This is a genomic window from Xylanimonas oleitrophica (assembly GCF_003244315.1).
In the GTDB taxonomy this organism is placed as follows: domain Bacteria; phylum Actinomycetota; class Actinomycetes; order Actinomycetales; family Cellulomonadaceae; genus Xylanimonas_A; species Xylanimonas_A oleitrophica.
The window spans coordinates 42734-57746 of record NZ_QKWH01000008.1; the positions used below are offsets into that span (position 1 = coordinate 42734).

Genomic DNA, 15013 nt, shown 5'->3' on the forward strand with positions numbered 1-15013 from the left:
GGGCGGCTCCCGCCGGGGCGGGCGGGTCAGAGCGAGCGGGCGTGCTCCACGAGCCGGTCGAACCCGGCGTCCAGCACCTCGTCCACCCGCTGCGCCTCCGGGTGCGCGTCGTACCACGCGACCTGCTCGACGGCGGCCTGGTCGTAGGTGACGGTGGTGCCGAACTCGGGCACCAGCGCCTGGAGCTTGGAGCAGTCGAACACCATGGAGTGCGCCTTGTCGCCGAGCAGGCCGGGTCCGACGTCGGGCAGCACGCGCGCGACGGTCTCGCTCGCCACGTGCACGAGCTCGGGCTCCTCGACACCGGCAGCGGCAGCGAGCCAGCGGTAGACCTGGTCCCAGGTGGGCGCGTGGGTGCCCATGATCTGGAAGGTGTCGCCGACGGCGAGGGGGTGGCCGAGCAGCCCGACGAACCCGACGGCGAAGTCGTCGGTGTGCGTGAGCGTCCACTGCGAGGTGCCGTCGCCGTGCACGACGACGGGCCTGCCCGCGCGCATGCGGGCGACGTCGGTCCAGCCGCCGGTGGTGGGGATGAGCGTGCGGTCGTAGGTGTGCGAGGGCCGCACCACCGTGACGGGGAAGCCGTGCTCGCGGTGCGCCCGCACCAGCACGTCCTCGCACGCGATCTTGTCGCGCGAGTACTGCCAGAACGGGTTGACCAGAGGCGTGGACTCGGTGACGGGCACCCGGGCCGGCGGCTTCTGGTAGGCCGACGCGGAGCTGATGAACACGTACTGGCCGGTGCGGCCGGCGAACCGCTCGGCGTCCCGGGCCACGTGGTCGGGCGTGAAGGCGCGGAACTGGGCGACGACGTCGAAGTCGCGGCCGGCGAGCGCGGCGTCCACGGCGTCGTGGTCGGTCGCGTCGGCGACGAGGGTCTCGACGTCGTCGGGCACGGGCCGCTGCGAGGAGCGGCCGCGGTTGAGCACGGTGACGCGGTGGCCGAGCGCGACGGCGCGCGCGACGCTGGCGTGGCTGATGATGCCGCTGCCGCCCACGAACAGGACGGAGAGGGGCTTGCGGGTGGTCATGGGCTCATCCTGGACCCGGCAGGGCGTCACGGCCAGGGGTGCCACCTCTCGGGTCGCAACGTTTCGACGCTCAGGGGGGCGGGGGAGCCGTCGACCCTCGCACCACCAGCTCCGTGCTGAGGTTGACCCGGCGCACCGGCTGAGCCTGCCCGTCCACCAGGTCGAGCAGCATCCGCGTGGCCATCACACCCATGTCGTGCAGCGGCTGGCGCACCGTGGTCAGCGCGGGAGCCGTCCACTCCGCGAGCGGCAGGTCGTCGTAGCCCACCACGGACAGGTCCCGCGGCACGTCCAGGCCGAGCTCGCGGGCGGCGCGCAGCACGCCCAGGGCCTGCATGTCCGACCCGGCGAAGATCGCGGTGGGCCGGTCGGGGCGTGAGAGCAGGTCGAGCCCGGCGTGGTAGCCGGCCTCGACGTAGAAGTTGCCGCCGCGCACCAGGGCCGGGTCGTGCGGCACCCGCGCCTCCTCGTGGGCGCTGCGGAACCCGTCGACCCGGGCCCGGGAGCACAGCATGTCGGCGGGTCCGGTGACGACGGCGATGCGGCGGTGGCCCAGCCCGAGCAGGTGGCGGGTCGCGGCCAGGCCGCCGTTCCAGTTGTCTGACCCCACGGTGGGCACGTCGGCCGGCGGCTCGCCGTCGGTGTCGATGACGACGACGGGGATGGAGCGGCTGCGCAGCACGCCCTGCTGGGCGTCGGTGAGCCGGGACGCCACGAGCAGGACGCCGAGCGGCGGCCGGGCCAGGGTGGCCTCGAGCCAGGTGGCCGGCGGGCGGTGCTCGCCGCCGAGCTGGGACAGGATCACGCTGGTGCGGCGCTCGGCGGCCGCGGCCTCGACGCCGCGGATGATCTCCATCGCCCAGGTGGACCCGAGCCGGTGGAAGACGAGGTCGACCAGCCCGGCTCCCACCGGTGGCCGGGCGGGGCGCCGACGGCGCCGGTAGGCGTGCCGCTCGAGAGCCGCCTCGACGCGCTCGCGGGTGGCCGCGGCGACGTCGGCGCGGCCGTTGAGCACCTTGGAGACGGTGGGGACGGAGACGCCGAGCTCGCGCGCGATCTCGGCGATCGTGGGGGTGCCGGTCGTGCTGGCGGGTGGGGAGGTCTGGGACGTCATCGTGCCTCGGGCTCCTGGGACAGGTGCGTCGGCGCTGACGTGTCGGCAGGCCGCCGCAACTTTCGATGCGGCGACCGTACACCAGCGCCGCCGCGTGGGGTGCGGGCAGCGCGCCGAGCCCCGGGAGGGTGTTTCTGCCGGTCCTGGAGAGCGTGACCATACCGTGACCGCAAACGTTCCCATCATGGGTTGACGCCCCCTGGGGCCGCCCGTAGTGTCCCCGGTGTCAAGCGATCGGCAGCCCGCCGATAGTTTCGAGACACCACGAGGACGTGGCTCTTCCGCACCGTTGCGGACGCGCGTCGCGGTGTCGCGACGGAAGGACACCGATGTCGTCGTCACTCAGCACGGCCGTCCCCCCGAACAGGGACGTGCTGACGGGGGATGCGCCCCTGGCACCCGCTCCGGTGCGCAACCGGGACACCTGGCGCCGTGCGCTGCGCCGGGACTGGCAGCTGTACACGCTGGCGATCCTGCCCGTCGTCTTCCTGCTGCTCTTCCGCTACGTGCCGATGCTCGGCAACGTCATCGCGTTCCGCCGGTTCCGCCCGGGCGGCTCGATCTTCGGCGAAGAGTGGGCCGGCTTCTACTACGTCCAGCGGTTCATCCAGGACGCGAAGTTCTGGGAGGTCTTCCAGAACACCGTCATCATCGGCGGCCTCTCGCTCCTGATCGTCTTCCCGCTGCCGATCATCCTCGCGCTCATGCTCAACGAGGTGCGCGTGCGGTGGTTCAAGAAGGCCATCCAGACGGTCAGCTACCTGCCGCACTTCATGTCGGTGGTCATCGTGGCGAGCTTCGTCTACGAGCTCACCTCGCTCGACGGCACGATCAACGCGATCATCCGCGCGGTGGGCGGCGACCCGATCTCGTTCATGCAGCGGGCCGACTGGTTCCGCACCATCTACATCTCGTCCGAGGTCTGGCAGACCGTCGGCTGGGGCACGATCCTCTACCTCGCCGCGCTGACCACCATCGACGAGCAGCTCTACGAGGCCGCACGCATCGACGGCGCCAACCGGTGGAAGCAGACCTGGCACGTCACGCTGCCCGGCATCCGGCCCACGATGATGGTGCTGCTCATCCTCAACATCGGCCAGTTCATGGCGGTCGGGTTCGAGAAGATCTTCCTCCTCTACAACCCGCTGACCTACCAGACCGCCGACGTCATCTCGACGTACATCTACCGCGTGGGCCTGCAGTCCGGGCAGCTGAGCTACGCCACCGCGATCGGCCTGTTCGAGGCGCTCATCGGTCTCGCGCTCGTCCTGTCCGCCAACACCATCTCGCGCCGACTGACCGGGAGCTCCCTGTGGTGACCACGACCGAGCTGGACCCGGTCCAGCAGACCCCTGACCTCGCGAAGGTGCGCAGCACCACGACCACCGTCAAGGCGACGGCCGGCTACCGCGTGTTCACGTGGTTCAACATCGTCGCCCTGACCGTCGTCGGCGCGCTCACGCTCTACCCGTTCCTCAACCTCGCGGCGCGCGCCTTCAGCTCAGAGGCCGCGATCCGTGGCGGTGAGGTGTTCGCCTGGCCCGTCGGGTTCAACACCACCACGCTCCAGAGCGTCGTCTCGCAGGAGATGTTCTGGATCAACTACCGCAACACGGTGGTGTACACGGTGCTGGCCACGGCGATCGCCATGGTGCTGACCACGACGTTCGCCTACGTGCTGTCGAAGAAGCACCTCAAGGGCCGCACCTTCCTGGTGGGCCTGGCGCTGTTCACCATGTTCTTCACCGGCGGCCTGATCCCCAACTACGTGCTCATCAGCGCTCTCGGGTTCAAGAACACCATCTGGGCGATCGTGCTGCCGCAGGCGATCAGCGTCTTCAACCTGCTGGTCATGAAGTCGTTCTTCGAGAACTTCCCGACCGAGCTGGAGGAGGCCGCGGCGATCGACGGGCTGTCCACGTACGGGATCTTCCTGCGCATCGTGCTGCCGCTGAGCAAGGCCGTGATCGCCACGATGATCCTGTTCTACGCCGTGGCGTTCTGGAACTCGTGGTTCCAGGCGTTCCTCTACATGGACAACCCGAGCATGTACCCGGTCACGGTGTTCCTGCGGAACATCATCGCCGGTGCCACGGGCACGGGAGAGGGCCTGTCGGACATCGCCGTCCAGGTCGGGGCCAACGTCAAGGCGGTCACCACGCTGCTGACGGTGCTGCCCATCGTGTGCCTGTACCCGTTCATCCAGAAGTACTTCGTCTCGGGCGTGATGCTCGGCTCCGTCAAGGGCTGAGGCACCCCGCACCACCGACCACCGACTGATCCGAACGACGACGTTCACACCGGAGGGAACAATGAAGATCCGCAACAAGGCCGTCGCGGCGAGCGCCGCGGCCGCCCTGGCCGTCACGCTGGCGGCGTGCTCGTCGGGGGCGGGCGCCGAGGGGGGCGACCCCGCCGACCTGTCGGGGAAGATGAAGGGCGCCATGGAGGACTACGGCGTCGGCACGAGCTTCAAGGCCACCGAGCCGGTGAAGTTCGGCCTCATGTACCGCGACCACCCGAACTACCCGTTCAAGGCGGACTGGTCGATCGTCAAGCACCTCGAGGAAGACCGGAACGTCACGTTCGACTACCAGTCGGTGCCGCTCGCGGACTGGCAGCAGAAGCGCTCGCTGCTCATCAGCTCGGGCGACGCTGCCGACATCATCCCGTCGACGTACATCGCGGACGTGGAGACGCTGACCGCGGGCGGCGCGCTGCTCCCGGTCTCGGACTACCTCGACTACCTGCCCAACTTCATGGACAAGATCGAGAAGTGGGGTCTGCAGGACGACCTGGACCGCACCCGCGGCGACGACGGCAAGTTCTACGTGCTGCCCGGCTTGCACGAGCAGCCCAGGCCGCAGTACTCGATCGCGATCCGCAAGGACTGGTGGGACGCCGCCGGGCTCGAGGACCCGAAGACGTGGGACGAGTTCAAGGAGCAGCTCCAGGTCATCAAGGAGCAGCACCCGGAGCTCCAGTACCCGTACACCGAGCGCTGGTCCATCAACGGCCCCATGGAGGCCACGTTGCAGGCCGCGGCGGGCAACTTCGGCACCGAGGCCGGCTGGGGCTACGGCGACGGCGTGACCTGGAACGGCTCGGAGTTCGAGTACACCGGTGCCTCCGAGGAGTACAAGGACCTCGTCACGTACTTCCACAGCCTGGTGGCCGACGGCCTGCTCGACCCGGAGGGTCTGACGCAGGAGGACGACCCGGCCAAGGCGAAGCTCACCACCGGCAGGGTGGCGGCCCTGGGCGCCAACGACCAGGAGATCAACGCCTACCGCACCGGTCTCCAGGAGGCGGGCAACACCGACGCCGTGCTCAAGCAGATCGTGGTCCCGGCCGGCCCGGCGGGCGACCGCATGGACGCCACCACGGGGGCGCAGTTCGAGTCCGGCGTGGCCATCGCGTCCAAGGCGCTGGACCGTGACGACTTCGTTGCGCTGCTGCAGTACGTCGACTGGCAGTACTTCAGCGACGAGGGCCTCGAGTTCGCCAAGTGGGGCGTGGAGGGCGAGACGTTCACCAAGGACGCCGACGGCACGCGGCAGCTCGCCGCGGACGTCGACTGGAACGGCCTGAACCCGGGCGAGGACCGCAAGCTCCTCAACACCGACTTCGGCTTCTACAACGGCGTCTGGGTCCTTGCCCACGGTTCCACCGCGGACCTCGTGCAGTCCACGCTGGCTCCTGAGGCCGTCGAGTTCCTCGAAGCGATGAACGAGAAGGAGGTCGCGGACCCGGGCCCCGGCATCCCGATGGACGAGCTGGAGCGTGAGGAGTCGGCGCTGCTGCGCACGAACCTCCAGGACGTCGTCATGACGAACACGGCGCGCTTCATCCTGGGCGAGCGCCCGCTCGACCAGTGGGACGCCTACGTGGCCGAGCTCCAGGCGGCCGGCATGGACCGGTACGTCGAGATCGTCAACGGCGCCGCCGAGCGCGCGCAGTGACGCTCGAGCACGTCTGAACGGACGGGGCGGGGACTCGGGTCCCCGCCCCGTCCCGCTCTCCCCACCGAAGGAGCCTCACCGTGAGCACGATCCTCGTCCCGTCGACGCCGGCGGGAGTCCTGTCGGACGCCTGGCGCGCCTGCGTCGGCACCGGCCGCTTCAACCTGGCCCTGCGGGCCGACTACCAGGAGTCGCTCGCGCTGGTGCAGGAGGAGATCGGCTTCCGGCACGTCCGGGGGCACGGCCTGCTGTCCGACGACGTCGGGGTGCACCGCCCGTACGACGTGGGGGGGTCGCTCGGGTACCCGGTACGCCTTCACGTACGTGGACCAGGTGGTGGACGCCTACCTGGAGGTGGGCATCAAGCCGTTCCTGGAGCTGGGCTTCATGCCCTCGGGCCTGGCGTCGGGCGACCAGACGGTGTTCTGGTGGAAGGGCAACGTGACGCCGCCGGCGGACCACCGGCAGTGGGCGGCCCTGGTGCAGGCGGTGCTGCGGCACCTGGTGGACCGGTACGGCATCGAGGAGGTGCGCACCTGGCCGGTGGAGGTGTGGAACGAGCCCAACCTGGTGAACTTCTGGCAGGGCGCGGACCAGGAGGCGTACTTCCGGCTGTACGAGACCACGGTGCTGGCGCTCAAGGAGGTGGACGCGGACCTGCAGGTGGGCGGCCCGGCGATCTCGCCCGGCGCGGACGACTGGTGGGCGCCGTTCGCGGACTTCGTGGCCCGCCGCGACCTGCCGACGGACTTCGTCTCGTTCCACGCGTACACGAGCGGCCCGGCTCAGCACGTGCCGTTCGGCGTGTACCAGACGCTGCGGCGCCCGGAGAGCCTGCTGGAGCAGTTCGCGACGCCGGGAAAGCTCCTGGCCGGCACGGTGCTGGCGGGCAAGCCGGTGCACGTCACGGAGTTCAACACCAGCTACCGGCCCGACAACCCGGTGCACGACACGGCGTACAACGCCGCCTACCTGGCTCCGGTGCTCGCGGCGGGCGGCGACGTCGTCGACTCGTTCTCCTACTGGACGTTCTGCGACGTCTTCGAGGAGGAGAACATCCCCACGTCGATCTTCCACGGCGGGTTCGGGATGCTCACCCACCGCCAGATCAAGAAGCCGACGTACCACCTGTACGCGTTCATGGCGCGCATGGGCGCCGACGTGCTGGCGCGCGGGGACGACCACCTGGTCACCCGGGACGCCGCGGGCCGGGTGACCGTGCTGGCGTGGCAGCCGGTGGGCGGCACCGACGACCCGGTCGAGCCGGAGCGCCACGAGCTGAGCCTGTCCGTACCGGTGGGGCCGGCTGCTGCCCGCCCCGGCCGACTGCCGGCCGCCGCGTACGTGCACCGGTCCGACACCGACGAGGAGCGCGGCAACGCGTTCACGGCGTGGCAGCGCATGGGCCGGCCCGCCTCGCCCACGCACCGGCAGGAGGACGCGCTGCGCGAGGCCGCCGAGCCGGTGCGCTCGCACACCACACTGCCCGTGGTGGACGGCCGGGTGCGCCTGGACGTCACGCTGGGCCGCCACGGGGTGACCCTGCTGGAGATCGACCCGGTGGTGGACGAGACGCCCGAGTGGCTCGACGACGGCCGCATCCTGGGGCGTGGCCCGTACGGTGGGTGACGTGAGCACCTCCCCGCGACCCGCCGTCCCGCAGCCCGACCCGGGGGACGAGCCCGCCACCACGCCGACCGAGCCGGGCTTCGGCTCCGGCACTCTGGGGCGTGCCACGGCGTTCGTGTACTGGTACATGGTCGTGGGCGCGCTGATGAACGTGGGGTCCCTGCCGGCGGTGCTGCTGCTCCTGCTCCTGGGCCGCTCGGCGGGCAACGTGCTGCTGGTGCCGCTGTGCCTGGTGCTGTACGGGCCGGTGCTCTCGGCCGGCCTGTACGCGCTGCGCGACCGCACCCGCAGCGAGGGCCTGACTCCCGCCCGCTCGTTCCTGCGCGGGCTGCGCCTCGGCTGGGCCGACTCCCTCAAGGCGTGGACCCCGCCCATGGTGGTGCTCGCCGTGCTCGCGGGCAGCCTGGCCAACCTCGGTGCCGCGGGCGTGCCCCTGACGTACGCGGGCGTGCTGGTCGTCATCGGCGTGCTCGTGGTGCTGTGGGCGCTCAACGCCCTGACGATCGCGACGTTCTTCAGCTTCCGTGGCCGGGACGTGCTGCGGCTGGCCGTGTTCTACATCGCCCGGCAGTGGCGGGTCACGGTGGGGCTGCTCGCCCTGGTGGTGGTGGCGATCGGTGTCGTGTGGACGACGACGGAGGCCGTGCTGTGGCTGTTCACCGTGGTGTGGCTGGGCTTCCTGCTGGGCAACGCCCGCCCGCTGGTGGCTGACGTGGCGCGCCGGTTCACGGTGCCGCAGGCCGTGCAGCAGGAGGACGGCGGGGGCACCGCCGCCTGACCGCACGCGCCCCCGCCCGACGTCCGAGGGCCCGCACCCGACAGGGGTGCGGGCCCTCGGAGGTCCCCGCCGGTCAGTAGATGGTGCGCCCGGCGGCGTCCGGGATCCCGGACTTGCGGAAGAAGTACGTGTTGACGACGTCCCGCCAGTCGGTGGCCGAGCGCACCTGCTCCGCGAACCGCTCGGTGACCCGCTCGGCGACGTCGGGCGGGAACGCGTCGGCTGCGGCCTGCCACGCCTCGACGGCGGCGTGCACCCGTTCGAGACCCTCGAAGTGGGTGTCGTACACGTGCTGGATCACCGTCTTGCCGCTGCGGAGCACGTGGCCGTAGGGGACGTGGTGGAAGAAGAGCAGCAGCTCGTCGGGCACCGTCTCCAGCGACTCGTAGACGTCCCGCCAGGGGGCCGGGTACTGGCCGGTGAACCCGGTGCCCGTCGCCCGGGTGCGGTCCACGCCCACGCCGTCGCGGTCGGCGAAGTGGTAGGTGCCCCACGGGCTGTACTCGTAGCCGTCCGGGTCGGGGCCGTAGTGGGTGTGCGGCTTGACCATGAAGCACACGCCCAGCGGCGCGGTGTACCGCTCGTACGTCTCCCACGACTCGTCGAGCACGGCGTGCACCGTCTCGCGGACGCGCGGGTCCGCGCCCGGGAACGTCAGGGAGACCCACTCGTCGAGGATCCCGATCGGGTCCAGGGTGGGGTCCCAGGTGAGGCGGCCCCACGCGTAGAGGTTCGCCTGGGCGAAGGGGTGGCCGGTCCAGAAGACGTCGTCGCCGACGTTGGACACGGCGGCGAACCCGCCCGCGCGCGTCCCGTCGCCGCCCGTGCCGTCCGACTCCGGGTGCCTGCCCGCCGCGACGTCGGCCATCGTGGCCGAGCCCTCGCCCCAGTACGGGAAGCGCAGCAGCTCGCTCCACATGCGCCCCAGGTACACGGCGTGCTTCTGGTGGCCCAGGTACTCGGTGGTCACCTGGAACTCGGCGGCCAGCCGGGTGCGGGGCAGCGCGGCGATGGCGGGGGAGACGGCCTCGCGCACCTGGAAGTCGAGCGGGCCGTGCTTGATCTGCACGATCACGTTGTCGGCGAACTCGCCGTCGTGCGGGGCGAAGTGGTCGTACGCGGCCCGGGCGCGGTCGGTCTTGCGGTCCCGCCAGTCCTGCGTGTGGTCGTAGACGAAGGCGCGCCAGTGGACCAGGCCGCCGTGCGGGGCGACGGCCGCGGCGAGCATGTTGGCGCCGTCGGCGTGCGAGCGGCCGTACGCGAACGGGCCGGGCTGGCCCTCGCTGTCGGCCTTGACCACGAACCCGCCGAAGTCGGGGATCGTGGCCCACACCCGGTCGGCGGCGGCCCGCCACCACGCGCGCACGTCCTCGTCCAGCGGGTCCGACGTCGTCAGGCCGCCGAGCCGCACGGGCGAGGCCCAGCTCACCGACAGGTGGGTGCGGATGCCGTAGGGCCGGAACGCCGCGGCGATGCGGGCCACCTCGTCCAGGTCGTCGGTGAGCAGGAGCGACTCGCGCGGGCCCACGTTGACGTTGTTGATCGCCACGCGGTTGATGCCCGACGCCGCGAGCAGGCGGGAGTACTGCGCCACCCGTGTGAGGTCGGCACGCACCTGGCCGTCGTCGTAGAAGATCGAGCCGCCGGAGTAGCCGCGCTCCACCTGCCCCATGACGGGGTGGACGGCCACGTTGTCCCAGTGGTCGAGCATCCGCAGCGCGGTGGTGGGGGCGTGGGTCCACGTGCCGTCCGGGTCGGTGAAGGCGTGCTCCCCGAGCCGCACCAGGTGGAAGAGGCCGTGGAGCAGGCCGTGCGACGTCGTCGCCGTGACCGTGACCATGCCCAGGGCCCGGGTGAGCGTGAACGCCTCCGGGTCCGCTGCGGCGGACCCGGCAGGGGCGCCGGCAGGGGCGCCGGTCGAGGCGCGCACGGCGAGCACGACGTCGGCCGTGCCCGCCTGCTGCGGGTCGACGACGGCGCCGCCGTGCGCGGCGGTCGCCGCAGCCACCTCGTCGCGCACGGTCTGGGCGACGACGTCGGGGGCGCCGCCGTCGGGCACGACGACGGCGACCCGGCGCGAACCGAGGGGGGCGAGGGCGGCGTCCGGCAGCCACGCGGCGTGCACGGACGGGTCCACCACCGGGAAGCCGGTGGCGGTTGCGGGGGAGCTCATGCGGATCAGGCCTTCGCGTAGGAGAGCAGGGGCAGGCGGTAGGCGAGGTCGGCGGCGGTGTCGACCGCCTCGTCGAGCTCGAGCCGGTGCTCGGCCACCAGGCGGGCCAGGTAGCCGGCGTCGACCCGGCGCGCCAGGTCGTGGCGTGCCGGGATGGAGCAGAACGCGCGCGTGTCGTCCACGAAGCCCGACATGTTGGAGAACCCGGCGGTCTCGGTGGCCGCCTCGCGGAACCGCCGCATGGCCTCCGGGGAGTCGAGGAACCACCACGGTGCGCCCAGCCGCATCGCCGGGTACACGCCCGCCATCGGGGCCAGCTCGCGGCTGTAGGTGTCCTCGTCGATCGTGAACACGATCGTGCGGAAGCCCGGGTGGTGGCCGAACGCGTCCAGCATCGGCCGCAACGACCGGGTGAAGTCGATCGCGAACGGGATGTCGTACCCCTTGTCGGCCCCGAAGACCCGGGTCTCCGCCGAGGCGTGCCCCCGCTCCACCCCGGGGTGGATCTGCATCACCAGGTGGTCCTCGGCGGCCATGGCCGCCGTCTGGAACAGCATGTGCGCGCTGAACGCCGCCGCCTCCGCGCCGGTCACCGGGTCGCCGCCGCGGGCGACGAGCATCGCCTTGTCGAACAGGCGCGCGGCGTCGTCGGCGGGCAGCGGCGTGGTGTCGGGCAGGTGGTGCCCGTGGTCGGTGGCCAGGCCGCCGGCCTCCTTGAACCGCTGGCGCTGGACGCGCAGCGCCTCCAGGTAGGAGGCGTAGGAGGTGACGTCGACGCCCGCGGCGGCGCCCGTGCGCTCGACGTCGGCCGCGAAGGTGGGCGAGTCGATCGTGTACACGGGGTCGGGGCGGAACGTGGGCAGCACGCGGCGCTCGCCGTCGGCCACCAGGCGGTCGTGGTGCTCGAGGGAGGACCAGGCGGGGTCGGTGGTGCCGATGACCTCGATGCCGAACCGGTCGAGCAGCGCGCGGGGGCGGAACGACGGGTCGGCGATGACCGAGGCGATCTGGTCGTAGATCGCGTCGGCCGTCTCGGCCGACGGGCGCTGGGTGACGCCGAAGATCTCGACGAGCTCCGTCTCCATCCAGAACCGGGTGGGGGTGCCGCGGAAGTGCTTCCACCCGGCGCAGAAGCGGCGCCAGATCTCCCGCGGGTCGCTCTCGGCGGCCTCGGCGTCCCCGGCGGCGCCGGGCACCGGGCCGACGCCCAGGCGCGGCAGGGTCTCGCCCTGGGACACGAGCATGCGCAGCAGGTAGTGGTCGGGCACCACGAGCAGCTGGGCCGGGTCGGGGAAGGGGGAGTCGTCGGCGAACCACTCCACGGGCACGTGGCCGTGCATCGAGACGATCGGCAGGTCCTTGACCGCCTGGTAGATCTCGTGGGCGATCGGCCTCGTGGTCGGGTCGGCCGGCAGGGCGCGGTCCTCGTGCAGCGTCCACGGACCGGCGTCGGTAGGGGTCACGTCGCTGTGCTCCTCGTACGTCGTTGATGAGAACGTTTGCAGCATAGCGCCGTCAGGCTGGTGCGCGCTCCATCTCACCCGGTGACAGCGCCGGTAGCATGGAGGTAGGCTCCGCTGGGAACGTTTTCATCCCGTCCGAGCCGACGCAGAGGGGCCGCCGTGGTCACCGTCCGTGACGTCGCCCGCGCCGCGGGCGTGTCCATCTCGACAGTCTCGCGCGCCCTGACCGCGCCGGACAAGGTCGCCGCCTCCACGCGCGAGCGCGTGGCCACCGTGGCCGCCGAGCTCGGCTACCTGCCCAACCGCGCCGCCAGCGGCCTGAGGGCCGGGCGCACCGGCACCTTCGGGCTCCTCGTCCCCGACCTGTCCAACCCGTACTTCGCCGCCGTCACCAAGGGCGTGGCCGAGCGGGCGCGCGAGCACGGCCTCGGCGTCTTCGTCGTGGACTCCGAGGAGGACCCCGAGATCGAGGCCGAGCTGCTGCGTGGGCTCGCCCACCAGACGGACGGCGTCGTCCTGTGCTCTCCCCGCGACGTCACCGGAGACCGCGAGGTCGTGGGCGCCAAGCCCGTCGTCGTCGTCAACCACCGCATCGACGGCACCGTCTCCGTCGGGTCGGACAACACCGCCGGCATCGAGCTCGCCGTCGAGCACCTGCACGCCCTCGGCCACCGGCGCATCGCCTACGTGGGCGGCCCCACGACGTCGTGGTCCGACGAGCAGCGGCGCGCGGCGCTGGCGGAGGCCGGCCGGCACCGCCCCGACCTGGAGATCCTCACGTTCGGCCCGCACCGGCCCGTCGTCGAGGGCGGCACCGCGGCCGCCGGCGTCGTCGTCGCGTCCGGCGCCACCGCCGCGATCACGTTCAACGACGTCGTCGCCGTGGGGCTCGTGCGGCGCGTCCAGGACCTCGGCGTCCGCGTGCCGCACGACCTGTCCGTCGTGAGCTTCGACGACACGTTCCTGGCCCACCTGGTCACGCCCAGCCTCACCAGCGTGCACACCGACCTGCGCGGCGTCGGGCGGCAGGCCACCGACCTCCTCGTGCGCCGCCTCGCCGGGGCGGGCGGCGCCGACGGCGAGCCCGCCACGGACACGCTCCTGCCGGCCCGGCTGGTGGTGCGCGAGTCCACCGCGCCCGCCGCGTCCCTGCTGCCGCCCGGCTGAGGCCGGCCGGCCCCGCACCGCGAGCCCGTCGACGACGACGGGCACCGATCTCACCGAGGAGAGAGAACCGCACATGAAGATGGGCTTCCGCTGGTACGGCGAGGGCAACGACACCGTCTCGCTGGACCAGGTCCGCCAGGTCCCGGGGGTCGAGACCATCGTCTGGTCGCTGCACCACAAGCAGGCCGGCGAGGTCTGGGAGGAGGCGGAGATCGCCGCCGAGATCGCCGCCATCACCGGCCTCACCGACGAGCACCGGGCGCGCGGCATCACCAAGACGTTCGACGCCGAGGTGGTCGAGTCCGTCAACGTGCACGAGTCGATCAAGCTCGGCAAGACGGTGCTGGGCATGAGCCGCGACGAGGCGATCGCCAACTACGTCACCACCATCGAGCGGCTCGGGCGGGCCGGCGTCAAGGTGGTCTGCTACAACTTCATGCCCGTCTTCGACTGGCTGCGCACCGACATGTTCCACCCGCTGCCCGACGGCTCCACGGCGCTGTTCTACGAGAAGGCCGTGGTGGACCTGATGACGCCCGAGTCGCTCATCGAGTCGATGCACCTGGGCGACGGCGGCCTCACGCTGCCGGGCTGGGAGCCCGAGCGGCTGGCGTCGTTCCAGGAGCTCAAGGAGGCGTACGTCGGCGTCACGCGCGAGGACATGTACGCCAGCTACGAGTACTTCCTCGACGCGATCATCCCCACCTGCGAGGAGTACGACGTCAAGATCGGCGTGCACCCGGACGACCCGGCGTTCGACATCTTCGGCTGGCCCCGCGTCGTCTCCCGCAAGGAGGACCTGGCCCGGGTGCTGTCCCTGAACGACTCGCCGTACCACGGGCTGACCCTGTGCCTGGGCTCCTTCGGCTCGAACCCGGACTCCGACCCGGTCGACGCCGTGAAGACGTTCATGGACCGCATCCACTTCACGCACGTGCGCAACATCAAGCACTTCCCCAACGGGGACTTCACCGAGGTGGCGCACCGGGCCTGCGAGGGCTCGATCGACACCGTCGGCATCATGAAGGCCTACGCCGACGCCGGGTACCAGGGCTACGTGCGCCCCGACCACGGCCGCCACCTGTGGGACGAGAACACCACCAACAGGCCGCGCCCGGGCTACGGGCTCTACGACCGGGCGCTGGGCATCCAGTACCTGCTGGGCGTGTGGGACGCCTGCCGCTACGAGGCGCCCTCGCCGCGCTGAGCCGGGCCGCCCACCGGCCCGCCGCTGGAGGTGCGCACCACCAGCTCCGGCTGGAACACCACCTGCTCGGGGGTGGCGTCCGGGCCGCGCAGCAGCAGCTCGGCGGCGCTCTCCCGGAGAGCGTGGGTGGGCTGGCGCACCGCCGGGCTGCACGTGCCGGTCGACGCCGGCGTGGCCGCGGCGTTCCTGCGGTGAGCGCGCAGACCGGCGGGCAGAGGCCGGCAGCGTTCGCCGCCGTCGACCTGGGGGCCACGAGCGGCAGGGTGATGCTCGGCCTGGTCACCCCGGGTTCCGGGGGTGCGCCGGGGAGCGTCGAGCTCGTCGAGACCGCCCGGTTCCCCCACGGGCCCGTCGAGGTGCCCGTGCACTGCCGTCGTCGCCACGTCCGGGGCGCTGGTGCGACACGAGCCGTGACACGACAGGAACCCGAAGATCCGGACAGGGTCGTCAGGTAATCTGACGCCTCCGGCAACACCTCGAGGAGGGCGC

At 71.8% G+C, this 15013-nt stretch carries 12 protein-coding genes and 1 pseudogene; 8 read left to right on the plus strand and 5 right to left on the minus strand.

The window, feature by feature from the left end; all coding sequences use genetic code 11:
- Positions 1 to 26: 26 nt before the first annotated feature.
- Both DNL40_RS10910 and DNL40_RS10915 read right to left on the minus strand, forming a co-directional pair.
- A complete protein-coding gene (locus tag DNL40_RS10910) occupies positions 27 to 1031 on the minus strand; it encodes an NAD-dependent epimerase/dehydratase family protein (RefSeq protein WP_111251292.1) in 1005 nt (334 codons plus the stop codon).
- Positions 1032 to 1101: 70 nt separating this feature from the next.
- On the minus strand, positions 1102 to 2145 hold the full coding sequence (locus DNL40_RS10915; RefSeq protein WP_111251293.1) for a LacI family DNA-binding transcriptional regulator: 1044 nt from the start codon (positions 2143 to 2145) through the stop codon (positions 1102 to 1104).
- A gap of 329 nt (positions 2146 to 2474) precedes the next feature.
- On the opposite strand from DNL40_RS10915, the gene DNL40_RS10920 reads away from it, so the two are divergent.
- The 6 genes and pseudogenes from DNL40_RS10920 (at position 2475) to DNL40_RS10940 (ending at position 8514) form a co-directional block, all read left to right on the plus strand.
- Positions 2475 to 3464 (plus strand): ABC transporter permease, encoded by a 990-nt coding sequence (locus tag DNL40_RS10920; protein ID WP_111251294.1) that lies wholly within the window; start codon positions 2475 to 2477, stop codon positions 3462 to 3464.
- Positions 3458 to 4396, plus strand: coding sequence for a carbohydrate ABC transporter permease (locus DNL40_RS10925; protein ID WP_425450775.1), 939 nt, complete (start codon positions 3458 to 3460; stop codon positions 4394 to 4396). The genes DNL40_RS10920 and DNL40_RS10925 overlap by 7 nt, the downstream gene beginning before the upstream one ends.
- A 61-nt stretch (positions 4397 to 4457) precedes the next feature.
- Positions 4458 to 6107, plus strand: a complete 1650-nt coding sequence (locus tag DNL40_RS10930; protein WP_111251295.1) for an ABC transporter substrate-binding protein — start codon at positions 4458 to 4460, stop codon at positions 6105 to 6107.
- Positions 6108 to 6187: 80 nt separating this feature from the next.
- Positions 6188 to 6340, plus strand: a pseudogene (locus tag DNL40_RS16950) (GH39 family glycosyl hydrolase); the annotation flags it as partial.
- Positions 6341 to 6431: 91 nt separating this feature from the next.
- A complete protein-coding gene (locus DNL40_RS10935) occupies positions 6432 to 7736 on the plus strand; it encodes a GH39 family glycosyl hydrolase (RefSeq protein WP_342766647.1) in 1305 nt (434 codons plus the stop codon).
- A 1-nt stretch (position 7737) separates the two neighbouring features.
- Positions 7738 to 8514, plus strand: coding sequence for a glycosyltransferase (locus tag DNL40_RS10940; RefSeq protein WP_146252075.1), 777 nt, complete (start codon positions 7738 to 7740; stop codon positions 8512 to 8514).
- 73 nt (positions 8515 to 8587) lie between these two features.
- Here DNL40_RS10940 and DNL40_RS10945 read toward each other — a convergent pair whose 3' ends face one another.
- Both DNL40_RS10945 and uxaC read right to left on the minus strand, forming a co-directional pair.
- Positions 8588 to 10687, minus strand: coding sequence for an alpha-glucuronidase (locus tag DNL40_RS10945; protein WP_111251297.1), 2100 nt, complete (start codon positions 10685 to 10687; stop codon positions 8588 to 8590).
- Between the two features lie 5 nt (positions 10688 to 10692).
- Positions 10693 to 12195 (minus strand): glucuronate isomerase, encoded by a 1503-nt coding sequence (gene uxaC, locus DNL40_RS10950; RefSeq protein ID WP_111251298.1) that lies wholly within the window; start codon positions 12193 to 12195, stop codon positions 10693 to 10695.
- A 114-nt stretch (positions 12196 to 12309) separates the two neighbouring features.
- On the opposite strand from uxaC, the gene DNL40_RS10955 reads away from it, so the two are divergent.
- Together DNL40_RS10955 and DNL40_RS10960 are read left to right on the plus strand one after the other, a co-directional pair.
- Positions 12310 to 13317 (plus strand): LacI family DNA-binding transcriptional regulator, encoded by a 1008-nt coding sequence (locus tag DNL40_RS10955; protein WP_111251299.1) that lies wholly within the window; start codon positions 12310 to 12312, stop codon positions 13315 to 13317.
- Between the two features lie 73 nt (positions 13318 to 13390).
- On the plus strand, positions 13391 to 14524 hold the full coding sequence (locus DNL40_RS10960; protein WP_111251300.1) for a mannonate dehydratase: 1134 nt from the start codon (positions 13391 to 13393) through the stop codon (positions 14522 to 14524).
- On the opposite strand, the gene DNL40_RS10965 is transcribed toward DNL40_RS10960, so the two are convergent.
- Positions 14500 to 14907, minus strand: a complete 408-nt coding sequence (locus tag DNL40_RS10965; protein WP_146252076.1) for a hypothetical protein — start codon at positions 14905 to 14907, stop codon at positions 14500 to 14502. The two genes, DNL40_RS10960 and DNL40_RS10965, sit on opposite strands and share 25 nt — an antisense overlap.
- Between the last annotated feature and the right edge of the window lie 106 nt (positions 14908 to 15013).